At 70.7% G+C, this 15,421-nt stretch carries 10 protein-coding genes and 2 pseudogenes; 2 read left to right on the top strand and 10 right to left on the bottom strand.

Annotation, left to right across the window (positions count from 1 at the left end):
- Nucleotides 1–69: 69 nt before the first annotated feature.
- The 5 genes from Sri02f_RS24865 to Sri02f_RS24885 all read right to left on the bottom strand — a co-directional run bounded on the left by Sri02f_RS24865 (nucleotide 70) and on the right by Sri02f_RS24885 (nucleotide 9,780).
- Complete coding sequence (locus tag Sri02f_RS24865; protein ID WP_109003530.1) at nucleotides 70–2,100, bottom strand: PQQ-dependent sugar dehydrogenase; 2,031 nt, start codon at nucleotides 2,098–2,100, stop codon at nucleotides 70–72.
- Nucleotides 2,101–2,111: 11 nt separating this feature from the next.
- Nucleotides 2,112–4,397, bottom strand: coding sequence for an alpha-galactosidase (locus Sri02f_RS24870; protein WP_109003531.1), 2,286 nt, complete (start codon nucleotides 4,395–4,397; stop codon nucleotides 2,112–2,114).
- Nucleotides 4,394–7,630, bottom strand: a complete 3,237-nt coding sequence (locus tag Sri02f_RS24875) for a glycosyl hydrolase family 28 protein (protein WP_245970781.1) — start codon at nucleotides 7,628–7,630, stop codon at nucleotides 4,394–4,396. Before Sri02f_RS24875 ends, Sri02f_RS24870 begins: the two co-directional genes overlap by 4 nt.
- 12 nt (nucleotides 7,631–7,642) lie before the next feature.
- Nucleotides 7,643–8,431, bottom strand: coding sequence for a polysaccharide lyase family protein (locus tag Sri02f_RS24880; protein ID WP_109003532.1), 789 nt, complete (start codon nucleotides 8,429–8,431; stop codon nucleotides 7,643–7,645).
- Nucleotides 8,432–8,598: 167 nt separating this feature from the next.
- A complete protein-coding gene (locus tag Sri02f_RS24885) occupies nucleotides 8,599–9,780 on the bottom strand; it encodes a glycoside hydrolase family 88/105 protein (RefSeq protein WP_174855699.1) in 1,182 nt (393 codons plus the stop codon).
- A gap of 403 nt (nucleotides 9,781–10,183) precedes the next feature.
- Here Sri02f_RS24885 and Sri02f_RS24890 point away from each other — a divergent pair, with 403 nt between their 5' ends.
- Nucleotides 10,184–10,903, top strand: a complete 720-nt coding sequence (locus tag Sri02f_RS24890; protein ID WP_109003534.1) for a glycoside hydrolase family 75 protein — start codon at nucleotides 10,184–10,186, stop codon at nucleotides 10,901–10,903.
- A gap of 105 nt (nucleotides 10,904–11,008) precedes the next feature.
- Here the strand turns inward: Sri02f_RS24890 and Sri02f_RS24895 are convergent, their stop codons facing one another.
- The 3 genes from Sri02f_RS24895 to Sri02f_RS24905 all read right to left on the bottom strand — a co-directional run bounded on the left by Sri02f_RS24895 (nucleotide 11,009) and on the right by Sri02f_RS24905 (nucleotide 12,262).
- Nucleotides 11,009–11,440 (bottom strand): arsenate reductase ArsC, encoded by a 432-nt coding sequence (locus Sri02f_RS24895; RefSeq protein ID WP_109003535.1) that lies wholly within the window; start codon nucleotides 11,438–11,440, stop codon nucleotides 11,009–11,011.
- Nucleotides 11,441–11,516: 76 nt separating this feature from the next.
- Entirely contained in the window at nucleotides 11,517–11,852 is a 336-nt protein-coding gene (locus Sri02f_RS24900) for a YnfA family protein (RefSeq protein ID WP_109003536.1), read from the bottom strand.
- Between the two features lie 32 nt (nucleotides 11,853–11,884).
- On the bottom strand, nucleotides 11,885–12,262 hold the full coding sequence (locus Sri02f_RS24905) for an ArsR/SmtB family transcription factor (protein ID WP_109003537.1): 378 nt from the start codon (nucleotides 12,260–12,262) through the stop codon (nucleotides 11,885–11,887).
- Between the two features lie 117 nt (nucleotides 12,263–12,379).
- Between Sri02f_RS24905 and Sri02f_RS24910 the strand changes: the two are divergent.
- Nucleotides 12,380–13,776, top strand: a pseudogene (locus Sri02f_RS24910) (FAD-dependent oxidoreductase).
- A gap of 145 nt (nucleotides 13,777–13,921) precedes the next feature.
- Here Sri02f_RS24910 and Sri02f_RS24915 read toward each other — a convergent pair.
- Together Sri02f_RS24915 and Sri02f_RS44355 are read right to left on the bottom strand one after the other, a co-directional pair.
- Nucleotides 13,922–14,347 (bottom strand): DUF6003 family protein, encoded by a 426-nt coding sequence (locus Sri02f_RS24915; protein ID WP_109003538.1) that lies wholly within the window; start codon nucleotides 14,345–14,347, stop codon nucleotides 13,922–13,924.
- A gap of 75 nt (nucleotides 14,348–14,422) precedes the next feature.
- Nucleotides 14,423–15,389 (bottom strand): annotated as a pseudogene (locus Sri02f_RS44355) (alpha/beta hydrolase); the annotation flags it as partial.
- Nucleotides 15,390–15,421: the final 32 nt, after the last annotated feature.

Raw genomic sequence — 15,421 nt, forward strand, 5'->3', positions numbered from 1 at the left:
GGCGGAGGCGGTGCCGGGCCGAGGGGTCGCGGGACGCGGGACGCGCGTCGACGGGGCGACGGGGCGGCCTCAGTCGCCGATGCTCACCCGGAAGATCTTGTCCGATCCGTCCGCCGCGCCTCCGTTGTTGTCGCAGTTGGTCGTCGACAGCCACAGCTGGTCGGCTCCCGGCACCTTGGTGACGGTCCGCAGCCGGCCGTAGGCGCCGACGTAGTACGCCGTCGCCGTGCCGACGTTCTCCGTGTCCCCGTTGATCGGGATCCGCCACAGCCGCTCGCCGCGCAGCGACGCCATGTAGACGGTGTTGCGGACGATGGCGATACCGCTCGGCGAGGCCTCGGAGACGTTCCAGGTCTTCTTGGGGTTGGTCATGCCGGAGACGTCGCAGGCGCCTTCGCAGGTCGGCCAGCCGTAGTTGGCGCCCGGCTTGATCAGGTTCAGCTCGTCCTTGGAGCTGTTGCCGAACTCCGCTTCCCACAGCCGCCCGTTGCGGTCGAACGCGAGGCCCTGCGGATTGCGGTGGCCGTAGCTGTAGACGTAGGTGCCGAACGGGTTGCCGGGGGCGGCCTTGCCGTCCGTCGTCATGCGCAGGATCTTGCCGTTCAGGGAGTTCTTGTCCTGTGCCAGGTCGGGGGTCTGGGCCTCGCCGGTGGAGACGTAGAGGTAGCCGTCGGGGCCGAAGGCCAGCCGTCCGCCGTTGTGGTAGCGGTTCTTCTTGATGCCCTGGAGGAGAACCGTGTAGCCGGTCAGCGAGTTGCCGTCGTACGTCATGCGGACGACCCGGTTGCCCTCGGCCGCGGTGTGCATGAAGTACACGTAGTGGTCGGAGGCCCACCTGGGGTCGACGGCCACGCCGAGCAGTCCTCCCTCGCCGTTGGTGGTCACGGCGTTCGGCACCGTGCCCACCAGGGTCCTGGCTCCGTCCTTGGTCGCCTTCCAGACCCGGAAGTCGTCCCGTTCGGTCACCAGCGCGCTCTGTCCGTCGGGCATCCACTGGATGCCCCACGGGATCGTCCAGCCGCTGGAGACGGTGGCGATCGAGGACGGCACCCCGCCGTCGGCCGTGCACGCCTTCGTCCGGAAGGTGACCGTGTTGCCGGGCGGGGACACGTTTCCGGCCGCGTCCCGCGCCACCACGTTCAGGGTGTACGGGCTGTCGCAGGCGAGCCCGGTGAGCTTGGTCGACGTGCCGGTGACCGTCTTGTAGACGGTGTCGCCGCTGCGCACGTCGTAGCCCGTGACGCCCTTGTCGTCGGTCGACGCGCCCCACGTCAGCCCGGCGCTGTCCGCCGTGACGGCCGAGGCGCTGAGCGTTCCCGGCGCGGTGGGCGCGGTCGTGTCGGAGCTGGGCGCGGTCGTGCAGTCGACCACCGGGCTGGCCTGAGAGGTGTTGCCGGCCGCGTCCCGCGCGATGACGGTCAGGTCGTAGACGGTGTTCGGGCTCAGCCCCGTCAGCGTCTTCGAGGTGGCGTCGCCCGCGGCCTCGCCCAGTTTGTTGCCGTGTTCGTAGAGGTCGTACGCCGTCACGCCCACGTCGTCGGTCGAGGCGCCCCAGGACAGGGTGAGCCGGTCCTCGCCGATCGCGGAGCAGCTCGGCTGTCCCGGCCGGGTGGGCGCCTGGCCGTCGGCGGCCGCTCCGACCCCGATGCGGTCGAGGTTGGGTCCGCCGTTCGCCGTGGTGGCGGTCGCGCGGATCTTGTTGGCGCCCGCGCTCAGCGGCACGTCGACGGTCCTGGTCGCCCAGGTGTCCCAGTCGGCCGTCGCCGGGAACGAGACGCCCGCGGCGACGACCGTCCCGCCGACGGAGATGTCCATGGGCCGGTCGACGGACGTGCCGTTGGCGTAGCGCAGGGTGACGGACGCGGTCCCGGCGGCGGCCGCGGCGACCGTGAACTCCACGGCGGAGCCCTTGACGTTGGTGTAGTCCACGAACCCGGTGCCGGTGTACCCGGTGTGGTTGGTCGCGACGGCGCCCTGGGTGACGACGGCGTCCTCGGCCTGGTAGTCGGTGGCGGCGTGCGCAGGCCAGGAGGCCAGTCCGGCCAGCGGGAGCGCCATGACCAGGGAGAGGCCCCACGGCAGTGCTCTGATGGGTTTCACGGTTGTTCCCTTCAGCCCGTGTACTGGGCGAAGACCTTCAGGAAGTCGTACGGCTGTTGCGCGACGCCGCTGCAGGAGTCGCCGTCGGTCCCGGAGCCGCAGGCCCGGTCGCGGTTGACGGACCAGTAGGTGAGGCGGCCGATGTGGTGTTGCCGGGCGTAGGCGAGCATCGTCGTGAAGTCGGCGACGCGGACCCGTTCGCCGCTGTCGTCGGTCCTGCCGTTCATCGACGAGAGCCCGATGTGGGCGTAGGCGGCGGCATCGGTGTAGCCGTAGGCCGACCTGACCTTGCCCTTGAGACCCTCCATGGCCTGTGTGGTGAGCGTGCCCATGGTCGTGGCGCCGCCGCCGAAGTCGAACGGCATGATGCACCAGACGTCGTTCGCCAGACCGGAGTCGGCGGCCCGCTTGATCATGTCCACGCCGGTGGAGTCCGGACCGGAGGTCGTGGCGCCGAAGGTGATGACGGTCTTCAGTCCGGCGTTGTTCGCCTTGACGATCTTCAGCGCGTCGACGACCCGCTGCCGGACCGCGGCGCTGGACCACTCGGTGTTCTCGATGTCGATGTCGAGGGCCTTGAGGCCGTACGCCTTGATCACCTTCTGGTAGGCGCCCGCCAGCGCGGAGGCGCTGGAGCACTTCTCGCCGAGCTTCGCGCCGCTCCAGCCGCCGACGGAGACCATGACGTCACCGCCGGCCGCCCGGATCGCGTTGATCTTCGACTGGTCGTCGCCGCCGGTCAGCGGGCGCGAGCCGTCCCACTTCGGGTTGCAGCCGCCGTCGGAGAGGACGAACGCGAGGGTGAACCACCTGACGCCGGTCGCGGCCATCACCGAGGCCGGGGCGGGCGGGCTGCCCCAGCCGAGGTACTCGTAGGGGGCGACGGCCATGCCGGGTGCTGCGGCCCGGGTCTGCCGGGAGCCGGGCGCGTTCGGGGAGCCGGCCGGCTTCACCCGGATCAGCCGGGTCTCGCCGGGGCGCAGCGTCGCGGCGTAGGAGTCCGCGATCACGCCTTTGTGCGAGCCCGACCACAGGTCGGTGACGTCACCGGACCCGGTGAAGCCGACCTGCGACCAGTCCACACCGACCGAAGTGCTGCCGGACGTACCGGTGTTGAAGAGCGCCACGACGTACTGTCCGTCGCTCTCCCTCTTGCTCCACACCTGTGCGGCCCCGCTCTTCACGATGCGAGAGGCGGCCACGCCGTCCTGGTTCACGCCGATCAGCCGGTCGTTGGTCAGCATCGCCCTGTCGACGGCGTCGAGGTGGGTGAGGTCGGTGCCGAGCAGCAGCGGGGAGGCCGCCATCGCCCACAACGTGAAGTGGGAGCGGCGTTGGTCGGCGGTGAGGCCCACCTGGTCGCCGTTGCCGAGCTCCAGCGAGTCCAGGTCGTTCCAGCCTCCCGGTCCGGCGTACCGCTGCCAGGAGGCGGCCGAGTCGAAGCGCCCCGCCACGTGCGACCAGTCGGTCAGCGGATAGCCGCTGCCGTTGGCGCCCGGTCCGCAGTAGCACTCGACGTCGCCCTGGGTGCGCCAGCTGTTGGCGAGCCGACGCCACGTGGCGGCGTTCGCGATCGGCAGGTTGTTGGACAGGGCGTAGTTGACGGGCCGTCCGGTAGCCCGCAGTGCCGTGTCCCAGGCCTGCACGTCCGGGACGTCCGCGCTGCCCACGCCGTCGATCTTCAGGTAGTCGACTCCCCAGGAGGCGAACTGCTTCGCCCACGAGTTCACGAACTCCTGGGCGCCGGGCTTCCCGTAGTCGATGGAGTACATGTTCTTGCAGTTGTAGTTCTTCTCGGGCTTCGAGGTGTCCGCGATGTCCTTCGCGTGGTAGGAGGTGCCCTCGATCGGGGTGTTCCTGGTGACGGCGTTCCGGGCGATGCCGGGCGTGACGTAGAAGCCGAACTTCAGGCCCTTGGAGTGGACGTAGTCGGCCAGTTCCTTGATGCCGCCCGGGAACTTGGCCGTGTCCACGCTCCAGCGGCCGTAGGAGTCCACGACGAAGCCGTCCGCGTCGCACTTCTGCCAGAAGTCGTCGAGGTTGACGTACACGAAGCCGTGGTCCTTGAGGCCGGTGGACACCAGGGCGTCGGCCTGTGCCTTGATCTTGGCCTCGGTCGGGGTGCGGCGCGCGAAGCTCCAGCTGCTCCAGCCCATGGCGGGCCGGACCGACTGGCCGTTGTCGGACGCGGCCGCCGGGCGGGCTGCGGCCAGCAGCGGGACGGCCGAGGCGATCAGCAGCCCGACCATGGCCACGATCAGTGATCTGACACGGGTGACACGGGTGATACCTGTCATGACTGTCCCCTCTTCGCGGGAGTCGCGTACGAGGTGCCGATCCACGCCTCGTCGATCCGCAGGCGCTGGTAACGGGTCGTGTCGGTGGAGGCGGCCCAGGTGGAGCCGACCTCGAGGCGCACGTAGCGGGCGTCGCCCGCGGTCAGGTCGATGCCCTGGATGCCGCGGCGGCTCGGCAGTTGACCGGTCTTCACCGGGCTGCCCCAGGTGGAGCCGTCGGCGCTCAGATACACCTTGTAGTCCTTGATCCGCGCCGACTGCTCGGTGTCCGAGCGGGCGTACGCGACGGAGTCCTCGCGCTGGTTGAGCCCGAGGTACTGGACCTTCTTCGAACTGCCGAGGTCGAAGGTGAGGTTCACCGGGAGGGTCTTGTCGCTGTCCCAGTAGGTGCGGTAGTCACCGTCACCGGCGGCCGAGCCCGGGTGACCGCTCGCCGAGGCGCTCGCGCTCACCTTGACGCCGGTGAGGATGCCCTGCCGGCCGGCCGTGGTGACCTTGAACACCGTGTCGTACGGGTCCCAGGCACCGAGGCCGGTGAGGGTGAGTACGCCTCCCGACTGCGACCACGAAACCGCCGCGCCCGTACGGAGGTTGGTGACCGACGCGACGCGGTAGCCGTTGTCGCGGACGCGCAGGGTGGTGGTGCTGGGCGGGGTCAGGACGTGGATGTACTGGCGGTCGGGGTCGGTCTTGCTGATCGTGGTCACGCCGTGGGCGCCGTCGTTCCAGAAGCCCGGCTTGAGCCCGCCGTACAGGTAGCCGCCGCCCTCCGTGCCGTGCAGGGACTCCCAGATGGGGTCGAGATAGGAGTTCGCGAAGTTGTTGAAGTCGGCCTGGTTGGCCGGGAACTTGCCGTTGACCTGGGCGGTCTCGGCCATCAGCGCCTTGACGGACGAGCCGACGTTGGTGACGAGACGGCCGAGGGTGAGCATCTTGTCGACCGACGGGTCGGTGCCGCCGTACCACCAGGGGCCGGTGGAGGGCAGCTTGAAGTCGGCCTCGGTGAGGCGGGGTTGGGCGGTGTAGACGGCCTGCGGGTAGTCGTAGCCCGGGGTCATGCCCGTCTTCTGCTCATTGCTGATCATGTCCATGATTGGCGTGTCTTCGTTGTTGTTGCTGAGCGTGTAGTTCGGGCGCTTCTCGTAGATCTGCCGGTAGAGGTCGTGGTTCTCCCAGTAGGCGTTGTCGTTGTCGATCCAGAAGCCGCCGAGGTCGGGGTAGCGGTTCATGACCTCGAGGAAGTTGTCGTAACTGAACTGTCCGAAGCCGTCGTTGGCGGTCAGGTCGACGTTCTTGCCCTTGTAGGCGGAGTAGGCGGCCGAGTCGAGCCACTCGTGGCCGCCCTCGTCGTGCCACTGGGGGTCGTTGGTCATGTAGAGGATGACCTTCAGCCCCTTGGCCTTCGCGGCGGTGATCAGTTCGCCGAGGAAGTCCCGTTTGGTGGAGCAGGAGCCGGGGATCTTCGACGGCCAGGCACGGGCGTAGCCGAGGCGGCTGTGGAAAGAGGCGAGGACGAGGTACTGGGTGTGCAGCTTCTGGGCCTCCTTCACCCAGTAGTCGGCGTTCCAGCCGCCGTTGGTGACGTCGTCCTCCCAGGCGGTGCAGCTGGTGTGGGCGGGCGTGGTGCGCAGGCCCCAGTGCAGGAACAGGCCGCCCACCGAGGCGCGGAGGAAGTCCTGGCGGGGGTTCTCCAGATCCAGCGGCGTGACCGCCGTACCGCAGTCCCGGCCTCCCGAGACCCGCAGGGCGCCGCCGGACGTGGTGTGGCTGTCCGTCAGGCAGCCGCCCGTCACGTCCTGGAAGCCCACGTCGAACGGGGAACCGCCGCCCTTCTGCGCGGTGAACCGGATGAGCCTGACGCCGTCCGCCGCGTTCGCGAGGAACGCCGGGCGGCCGTCGTCCGCGGCGAACTTCACCGAACTGTCGGTGAAGCGGATGTCGTCGGCGTTGTGGAGGTACCAGCCGTAGGCCGGCCGGGTCCCGATGGCCTTGGGGTTGTAGTCGTTCGGGTCGTTGCCCGGCAGACCGGTGGACATGGTGCCGTTGCCGCCCGGGACCGTGATGTCGACGTGGTCGAAGGTCACGCCCTTGATGCGGTGGCCGGTCTCGCCCCACAGGGTCGGGCTGAAGGACGGGCTGCTGCCGGTGGCCGTGATGGTGTCGTACGTGATGTCGCTGATCGATCCGACGCCGGGGCCGTTGCCGCACCGCTTTCGGGTGCCGATCTTCAGCATGATCGGCGAGTGGACGTTCGTCATCGTGATGTCGCGGTAGTGGACGTCGGAGATCTTCGCGCCGTCCATCGACACCATGCCGAGGCCCGATTTGTCGGCGCCGTCGATGCGGATGTTCTCGAACCGGTAGTCCGAGAAGTCGCCGCAGGTTTCCGAGCCGAACATGAGGGCGTTGCAGCAACGGGCGGACAGGAAACTGTCGTTGACGCGGACGTGGCCGTTCGGGAGCTTGGCGCCGAGGGCGTAGTCGCTCTTGAAGACCAGAGCGTCGTCGTTGGCCCGGATGTTCGCGTTCGTCACCGTGACGTTCGTCGTGGAGATGATGTTCCAGCCGTCGCGGTCGCTCGCGGTGTCGATGGTCAGATGATCCGACGTCACGTTCTTGCAGCCGTTGACGAGCGCCGCGAAGTGGCCGCCGCGGCGGAGGGTGAGGCCGTCGCCGATCGTGAGCCCGTCGCACCGGGTCAGGGAGATGATCTTGTCGGCCTCGCCGGACTTCGGGTTGCCGGTGACCAGGTTGCCCATGCCGTCGATGACGCCCTGACCGACGAAGCCGATGTCGGTCAGCCCGTCCCCGTGGATCATCGCGTCGCGGAAGTGGCTGTGCCCGTAGTCCTGGTAGGCGTCGTACGGATTGGACTCGGCCTTGTCGTAGGTGTCGGCGCTGGAGGCCTGGAGGGTGGCGCCCTTGTCGAGACTGAGCGTCACATGACTTCTCATGTGGATGGTGTTCTTCGACTTGTAGTCGCCGGGCGGGAAATGGACGACTCCGCCGCCCGCCGCCGAACTCGCCGCGGTGATCGCCTTGTTGACGGCGAGCGTGTCGTTGGCGGAACCGTCTCCCTTGGCGCCGTAGTCGCGTACGTCGAAGACGGCGGCGGCTCGGGACGGGTCCTGCGGGGCGGCAGGGGCCGCCGGGTGGCTGAGACCGAGGAGGACGGCGACGACGAAGAGGACGATCGCCGCCGCTCGGGAGCGTGGGGCTGTGGGGGATTTCAAGGTGACGGCACCTCAGGTCAGTTGGTATCCGCGGAGGTTGCTGAGCAGGAGGTAGGTGTCCTGCAGGGAGCCCGAGGTGTCGCCGAGGGATCGGTAGATGCCCCACTTGGGGCGCACCCGGTCGGCGAGGAAGGTGTCGACCCCGGTCTTCGACGCGTCGACGACGGTCGAGCCGCCGCTCCTGAGGATCCAGCGGACCGATCCGGCCGAGCCGTTGCCGATCTTGATCTGGAAGTCGACGTCGGTCCATCTGTCGTGCAGCGGGTCCAGGTCGGTGCGGCCGACGAGGATGTCGTCGACGGCGAGCTTCAGCTCGATGGTCTGCTTGCCGTTCACCCGCCGCAGCGACTGCACGACGATCGGGGAGGTGCCGTTGCCGGGCTGCTTCATCTGCATGATGTGGGTGAAGGTCGTGGTCGCCTTCAGCGAGCCGGGGATGTACATCGAGTAGGCGACCCGCCAGGTCTGGCCCGAAGTCCATTTCAGGTAGTCGCCGCCGCTGCCGTTGCGCAGTCCGGTGACCTCCTGGCGCTGGCGGTCGGTCGAGGTGTCCCGGTCGACCGTGTGCATGTTGAAGCGCCAGTTGTTCCCGGTGGCGAAGATGTGCGGCCCGCCCGACGGGTGGGAGTTCGCACGGTCGTCCTCGACGGTCTCGAAGGCGCCGAGGCCGTCGCGGCTCGCCGACGGCGCCCATTTCTGCTGCCAGGACGCGGCGTGCGCGGTGCCGGGCAGGCCGGCGACCGTGGTCGCCGCGGCGCCGCCGAGCGCCGCGCCGAGCAGGGTCCTGCGGGATGTGCTCATGGCTGACTCACCTCGTTCTGCGGGGGGTGCCGCGCTCCCGGCGGGTGGACGGCCGGCGGGGGCACGGGTGGGACGAGCGGTGGGGGCGCAGGGGGATGCGCGATCGGGGCGTGCGGGGTATGCGCGATCGGGGCGTAGGGGGAAGCCGTGGGAACCCGGCCGCCAGGTCATCCGCGCCCGGGCTGCCGTACCGTCCTGAGCTGCTCGTTCATGATCAGGAAGGCCCCGAGGCCGTGGAAGTCGTTGGTGGCGCGGGGGCGTGCGACGTAGAAGTCGTAGTCGCCGACGTTGGTGCCGACGGAGACGTCGGTGAGGACGGTGCGGCCGTCGGCGTCCAGCGAGATCCGGGCGAGGACGCCCTCGTAGCCGCGCCGCGCGACGGACTGGTAGTGCGCGTCGATGTATCCCTGCTGGGCGCCGCGCGAGAGGGCGTAGGCGAACATGCTGGAGCAGGACGTCTCGGTCCAGTCGTCGCTGCGGGCGCCCTTGTCGATCACCTGGAACCATCGCCCGCTCGCCGGGTCCTGGTAGCGCTCCAGGGCGGCGGCCAGCCGGCCGAGGACGCCGAGGAGTCCGGGACGGCGGACGTGCCGTGCGGGGAGCGCGTCGAGCACGTCGACGATCGCCATCGCGTACCAGCCGACCGCCCGGCACCAGGACTCGGGGGCGAGCCCGGTCGCCGGATCGGCCCAGCCCGCGGTCTTCGACTCGTCGAAGGCGTGCCGCAACAGCCCGCTCGGCTGCTGCAGATGACGTCCGTACACGGCGAGTTGTCCGGCCGCCTCGTCGTTCGCGTAGGCCGAGTCGCCGAACTCCCTGCCGTACTCGACCAGGAAGGGGTTCACCATGTAGACGCCGTCCGACCAGAGCTGGTGGTCGCGGCTGCCGGTGTCCGCGTGCCAGAAGCCGCCGTCGGAGGTGCGCGGGTAACTGCTCAGCCGGTCGCGGATCTTCCGGGCCGCCTTGCGGTAGCGGTCCTGGCCCGTCTCGTGGTGCAAGATCACCAGCAGCCGGCCGGCCTGCATGCTGTCGAGGCTGTTGAACTTCTGGTCGATGGTTCCGTCGTCGTGCACGAAGCGGTCGACATAGCTCTTGATGTACGACAGGTAGCGCGGCTCGTGGGTGCGCCGGTAGGTGAGGTACTGGCCGTAGAGATACAGGCCGACGGGGTACGACCAGCCGCCGATGGCGCTCGGCGTGAACCGGGCCGTGGTCGAGTCGACCATGGCCACGGACCAGTCGGTGGCGGCGGCCGCGCGGGAGGCCGACAGAGGGCGCGGGTGGTGCCGGACGGTCGGCGGGGCCGCGGCCGAGACCGTCAGCAGCCCCGCGGCGACGAGTGCTCCCATCGCGGGGAGGGCCCGGAGACATCTCATGCCTGTCCCGCCCCCGGGGCTTCTGAGGCTCTGTCCTCCGATGTTTCCCGAACGCTCCGTTCCGATTGGCGGGTTCCTAAGGACTGCTCGCTCATGAGGCGTGCTCGCTTTCCGGGACTGTGGGCGCGCGGAGTGCAGGGAGTACCCCGGGCGGGCGCCGAACGTTCACATCCATGCATCAGGTTCATGCAGAGGGTTGGTGGCGTGGAACAGAGTCCCGGCCGAACCCGACCGGGTCAATGGTCCGGACCGATAAGGTCGGATCCATTTCCCGCCAAACTCCAATTGACGCAAGGGGCTTGACGACGCCGGAGGGGTGGGGCCACTTTGTGTGGCACCCCGTAAGGAAACTTTCCTAACAGAAGGGTCTCCCACCGTGCGCTCTCGAACACTGACCCTCACCGCGGCTGTCGGCGCAGCGCTGCTCGCCGGCGCCGCCCTCCCGGCGAACGCGTCCGGTCTCGCCGTCGGCTCCGGCCGGGACGCCGCTGGTCCCGCCTCGGCGCAGGAGGGCTCGGTCAGCGCGGCCGACCTGCTCGCCAAGGTGACGTCCTGCTCGCAGATATCGAGCGGCAAGTACAAGACCGACGACGAGACCTCGGCCACCGTCCCGGTGTGCGGCAAGAACGGCGCGGTCTTCTGGAAGGCGGACATGGACGTCGACTGCGACGGGCAGCGGACGTCCAAGTGCAACGAGAACACCGACCCCTGGTACCAGGACGACACGGCGTTCCACCAGTCGGACGGCAAGCCGCTGCGCGCCGACACCCTGCCCTACGTCGTCGTGCCCAGTTCCAGCTCTCTCTGGAACTACGGGTCCGCCGGCATCAAGGGCGGCGGGGTCGTCGCCGTCATCTACCAGAACAAGGTGGAGTACGCGGTCGTCGGCGACACCGGGCCCACGAAGATCATCGGCGAGGCCTCGTACGCGACGGCCAAGGCGCTCGGCATCGATCCCGACCCGGAGAACGGCGGCGCCGACTCCGGCGTCACCTACATCCTCTTCAAGAACTCCAAGGCGTCCCCCATCGAGAGCCACAGCGCGGCGGTGAGCCTCGGCGACCAACTGGCCCGGACGTTCATCCGCAACAACTAGGACGCGCCGGGCCGAGAGGCGTGTCAGAGGCCGCCCCGCCCGTCTCTCGGCTCAGGCGTTCCGCGGGCCTGATCCGGGCTCCCGCCCCAGGCCCGGACGCCCGGGTCACACCTCCCGGGCCACGCCTCGGGCGGCGTCGATCTCGGCGATCAGCGCCTCGACGCGGGCCCTGATCGCGTCCCGGATGGGGCGGACGGCCTCGACGCCCTGGCCCGCCGGGTCCTCCAGGGCCCAGTCGAGGTACTTCCTGCCGGGGAAGACGGGACAGGCGTCGCCGCAGCCCATGGTGATGACGTAGTCGGACGCCTGGACGGCCTCGGGGGTGAGGATCTTCGGCCGGGCGTCGGCGATGTCGACGCCGACCTCCCTCATGGCCTCGACGGCGGAGGGGTTGACCCGGTCGCCCGGCAGGGACCCGGCGGAGCGCACCTCGACCCGGTCGCCCGCGAGCCGGCCGAGGAACCCGGCGGCCATCTGCGAGCGGCCGGCGTTGTGGACGCAGACGAACAGCACGGAGGCGAGCGGGCTGGAGGGCATGGGTGCTTCCTTCGCATCGGTGGGCGTACGGGGCCCGACAGAGGTCCGCGACTCCCGGAGAGCGGACGCCAGGGCGTCAGCGACTGCGGGGCGCGTACATGATGACAGCCATGCCGGCGAGGCAGATCAGCGCACCGATCACGTCCCAGCGGTCCGGGCGGTACCCGTCGGCGATCACGCCCCAGGCGATCGACCCCGCCACGAAGATCCCGCCGTAGGCGGCGAGGACGCGTCCGAAGGCGTCGTCGGACTGCAGCGTGGCGACGGCGCCGTAGAGGCCCAGGGCGATCACGCCGGCGCCGATCCACGCCCATCCCTTGTGCTCACGGATGCCCTGCCACATCAGCCAGGCCCCGCCGATCTCGAACAGGGCGGCGACGACGAACAAGGCGAGGGAACGCGCGACGGTCATGGTCGCCGAGGCTACCGGCGCAGCCGTGAGGCTCACACGACGGAGGAGGCATTCGTCAGCAGCCTGCCCATGGCGGCCGGCACCGACGGCTCGACCCGGTAGTACACCCAGGTGCCGCGCCGCTCGGACGCGAGCAGCCCGGCCTCCCTGAGTTTCTTCAGGTGATGGGAGACGGTCGGCTGGGAGACCCCGACGTCGGGGATGTCGCACACGCAGGCCTCGCCGCCCTCGTGGGAGGCCACCGCCGAGAACAGCCGCAGTCGCACGGGATCACCGAGCGCCTTGAACATCCGCGCGGCCGCCTCCGCCTCCTCCGCCGTGAACGGGCGCTCGGTCAGCGGCGGGCAGCACGGCGCGACGCTCCCGTCGGAGGCCGGATCGAGCAGCGGCAGCACCTTCGTGTTCGGCATTCCCGCATGGTGGCACACGGTTTCGACGAATGTCTATATTGACAGCCATCGATACAAGGCACATGCTGGCGGCCAGGAGATCGACAGACGTCGAAACAGGAAGCGAAGGGGAATCCCGTGACTGCAACCCCGGACAGCGCGTCGACCGGCGACGACCGGCCCGTCGTGGTCATCGGCGCGGGGCCCGTCGGCCTGGCCGCCGCCGCCCACCTGGCCGCACGCGGTCTCGAGCCCCTGGTCCTGGAGGCCGGACCGGCAGCCGGCAGCGCCGTGCGCGAGTGGTCGCACGTCCGGCTGTTCTCGACCTGGGGCGAGGTCGTCGACCCGGCCGCCGAGAAGCTCCTCGCTCCGACCGGCTGGGTCCGTCCCGACGCCGCCGCCTACCCGACCGGCGGCGACTGGGCCGAGCGCTACCTCCAGCCCCTCGCCGACGTCCTCGGCGACCGGGTCCGCTACGGCGCCACGGTGACCGGCGTCGCCCGCGCCGGCCGGGACCGGCTCGTCGACCTCGGTCGCGACGAGCAGCCCTTCACCGTGCACGTCCGGTTCGCGGACGGACACGAGGAGCGGATCACCGCCCGCGCCGTCGTCGACGCCTCCGGCACCTGGTCCGCACCCGCTCCCCTCGGCGCGGACGGCCTGCCCGCCCTCGGTGAGAGGGCGGCCGCCGGCCGTCTCGCCTACCGCGTCCCCGACCTCGGCGACCCGGCTGTCCGCGCCCGACACGCGGGCAGGCGCACCGCCGTGGTCGGCTCCGGCGCCTCCGCGTTCACGGCCCTCGCGCTCCTCGCCGACCTCGCGAAGGAGGAGGCCCGAACCCACGCGGTGTGGGTCCTGCGACGCGGCATCGGCGCGCACACCTATGGCGGCGGCGACGCCGACCGGCTCCCCTCCCGGGGCGCGCTGGGTCTGCGCGCCGAGGCGGCCGTCGCGGCCGGACACGCGAGCGCGGTCACGGGATTCCGTACGCAGGCCGTGGAACGCGAGGGTGACCGACTCGTCCTGGTCGCGCAGGACGGCCGCCGCCTCGACCCGTGGACGAGGTCGTCGTCCTCACCGGGTTCCGGCCCGACCTCTCCTTCCTCTCCGAGCTCCGGCTCGGCCTCGACGAGCGCCTGCAGGCCCCGGCCGCCCTGGCCCCGCTCATCGACCCCAACGTGCACTCCTGCGGCACCGTCCGCCCGCACGGCGCCGCCCCGCTCTCCCACCCCGAGCAGGGCGTCTACCTGGTCGGCATGAAGTCCTACGGGCGTGCCCCGACGTTCCTCGCGATGACCGGCCACGAGCAGGTCCGCTCCGTCGCCGCCGCCATCGCGGGCGACCGGGAGGCCGCCGAGCGCGTCGAGCTCACCCTCCCGGAGACAGGCGTGTGCGGCGGCGCGGGTCTGTTCGACGAGCCGACGGACGCCGGACGGCCGGGCGGCGGATGCTGCGCCGGTCCGGCCGAGGCCGAGGTCGTGGTCGAGGCCGGATCCGCCTCGGAGGAGCAGTCCGCCGTGAGCCGCTGCTGCTGATGCCCCTCACCGGCCGTGACGGCCGGCGACCCGGGCCCCCTCCGGTCGACGCGCCGGGACGCCGGGACGCCGGGGGTGCCGACCGGGAGTCGAGGTCAGGGCGCGTCGATGCCATCGGCGCTTCGGGGTCACATGCGCGTCGGGGTCATCGCCCGGCGGCCGCCGTCACCGTCGTGGGATCCACGCCGGTCAGTTCCACGACGCGGTGCGGCGGCACACCGGCGGCCAGCGCTCGCCCGATCAGACCGTCCCGGCCGTCGGCGCAGTCCCGGTAGGCGAGGAGCTCCTCCTCCAGGTCCGCGAGCGCCGCCGGGGCCGTCCGACCGCGCACACGCGACAACTCCTCCTCACTCAGCGGGACCGGCAGCCGTTCCGCTCCCTCCGGGACGGCCTCCCTCTCCTCCGGCGGCAGAAGGCGCAGGTGCGGCGACGTCGCCGTGCTTCCCTGAGCGGCGAGCCACGCCTGCACGGCGGGAGTGTCCATGCACGCGAGCTCGCCGACCGCGGCCGGAGAGACGCCGAGCGCCATGGTCGCGTCGTCGAGCAGGAACAGGTAGGCGTCGTCGGTCATGCTCACTCCTTCTCCGGGGAGAGCGGCCGCGCGGGAGGCGGCCGGTCGACGTCCCTTTACCCCGCCGCGGCGGAATTACCGTCCGGACCGGGGGCCCGAACAGGTGACGTCCGCGGACGGCAGTCTGCCCGTGCGCAGGTAGGCGTTGACCGTGCTGTCGACGCAGTCGTCGCCGTACGCGCCGTAGAGGCCGTGCCGGTCGGAACCGGTGACGGTCACCAGACGCGATCCGGGCCAGGCAGCGTGCATCGCGCTCGCGCCGGCGTAGATGGTGCGGGGGTCGCCCGTGGCGTTGACCATCAGCGCGGGGAAGTCGCGCCGTACGGCGGTGGGGCGTTCGCGGGGCCGGTCCCAGAAGGCGCACGGGGTGATGTCGTGGGTGAACGGCCCCATCAGCGGGTGCCGTTTCACGGCTGCGCCGGACGTCCCGCCAGTAGACCTCGGGGTCGCGTGGAGCGGCCACGTCACCGCAGAGGATCGCGGTCTGCACGCTGCCGTAGGCGGACCCGCCGTCGCCGCCGTCGAGCAGGAAGTCCAGGCCGCTCGCGAAGTCGGCGTCCGGTTCGGCGTGCCGCCCCTGAGCGGCCCGGTGCAGGGTGCGGACGGCGGACGCGAACGACCGTCGCGCCTCGTCCGTGTCGTCCGACAGGCCGTTGAAGACGATGAACGGCACGGTGTGCACGTCGAGTCGGTACGTCGGCGACGAACCGCCGCCGATCACCAGGGGCTGCTCGGCAGCCGTGCGCCGGACGCGGTCGACGGTGGCCAGGACCGCTTCCCGGGTCGCGCCTAGCCCGTACTCGGCGTCCCGTTCGGCGGCCCAGGCGGCCCAGTGGCGCAGCGCCCGCTCGTTGGCGTCCTCGGTGCCGACGAGGAGCCGGGGGCTGTAGCGGGCCGGGGCGATCACGCCGTCGAGGGCCATGCGGTCGGTGCGGCCGGGGAACACCGTCGCGTAGACCTCGCCGAGGTACGTGCCGTACGAGTAGCCGAGGTAGGAGATGCGGCGCTCGCCGAGGGCCGCGCGGACGACGTCCATGTCGCGGCGGCGCACGGTGATCCTCCGGCCGTCGTAGC

The sequence above is a fragment of the Streptomyces rishiriensis genome (genome assembly GCF_003112535.1).
GTDB lineage: Bacteria > Actinomycetota > Actinomycetes > Streptomycetales > Streptomycetaceae > Streptomyces > Streptomyces rishiriensis.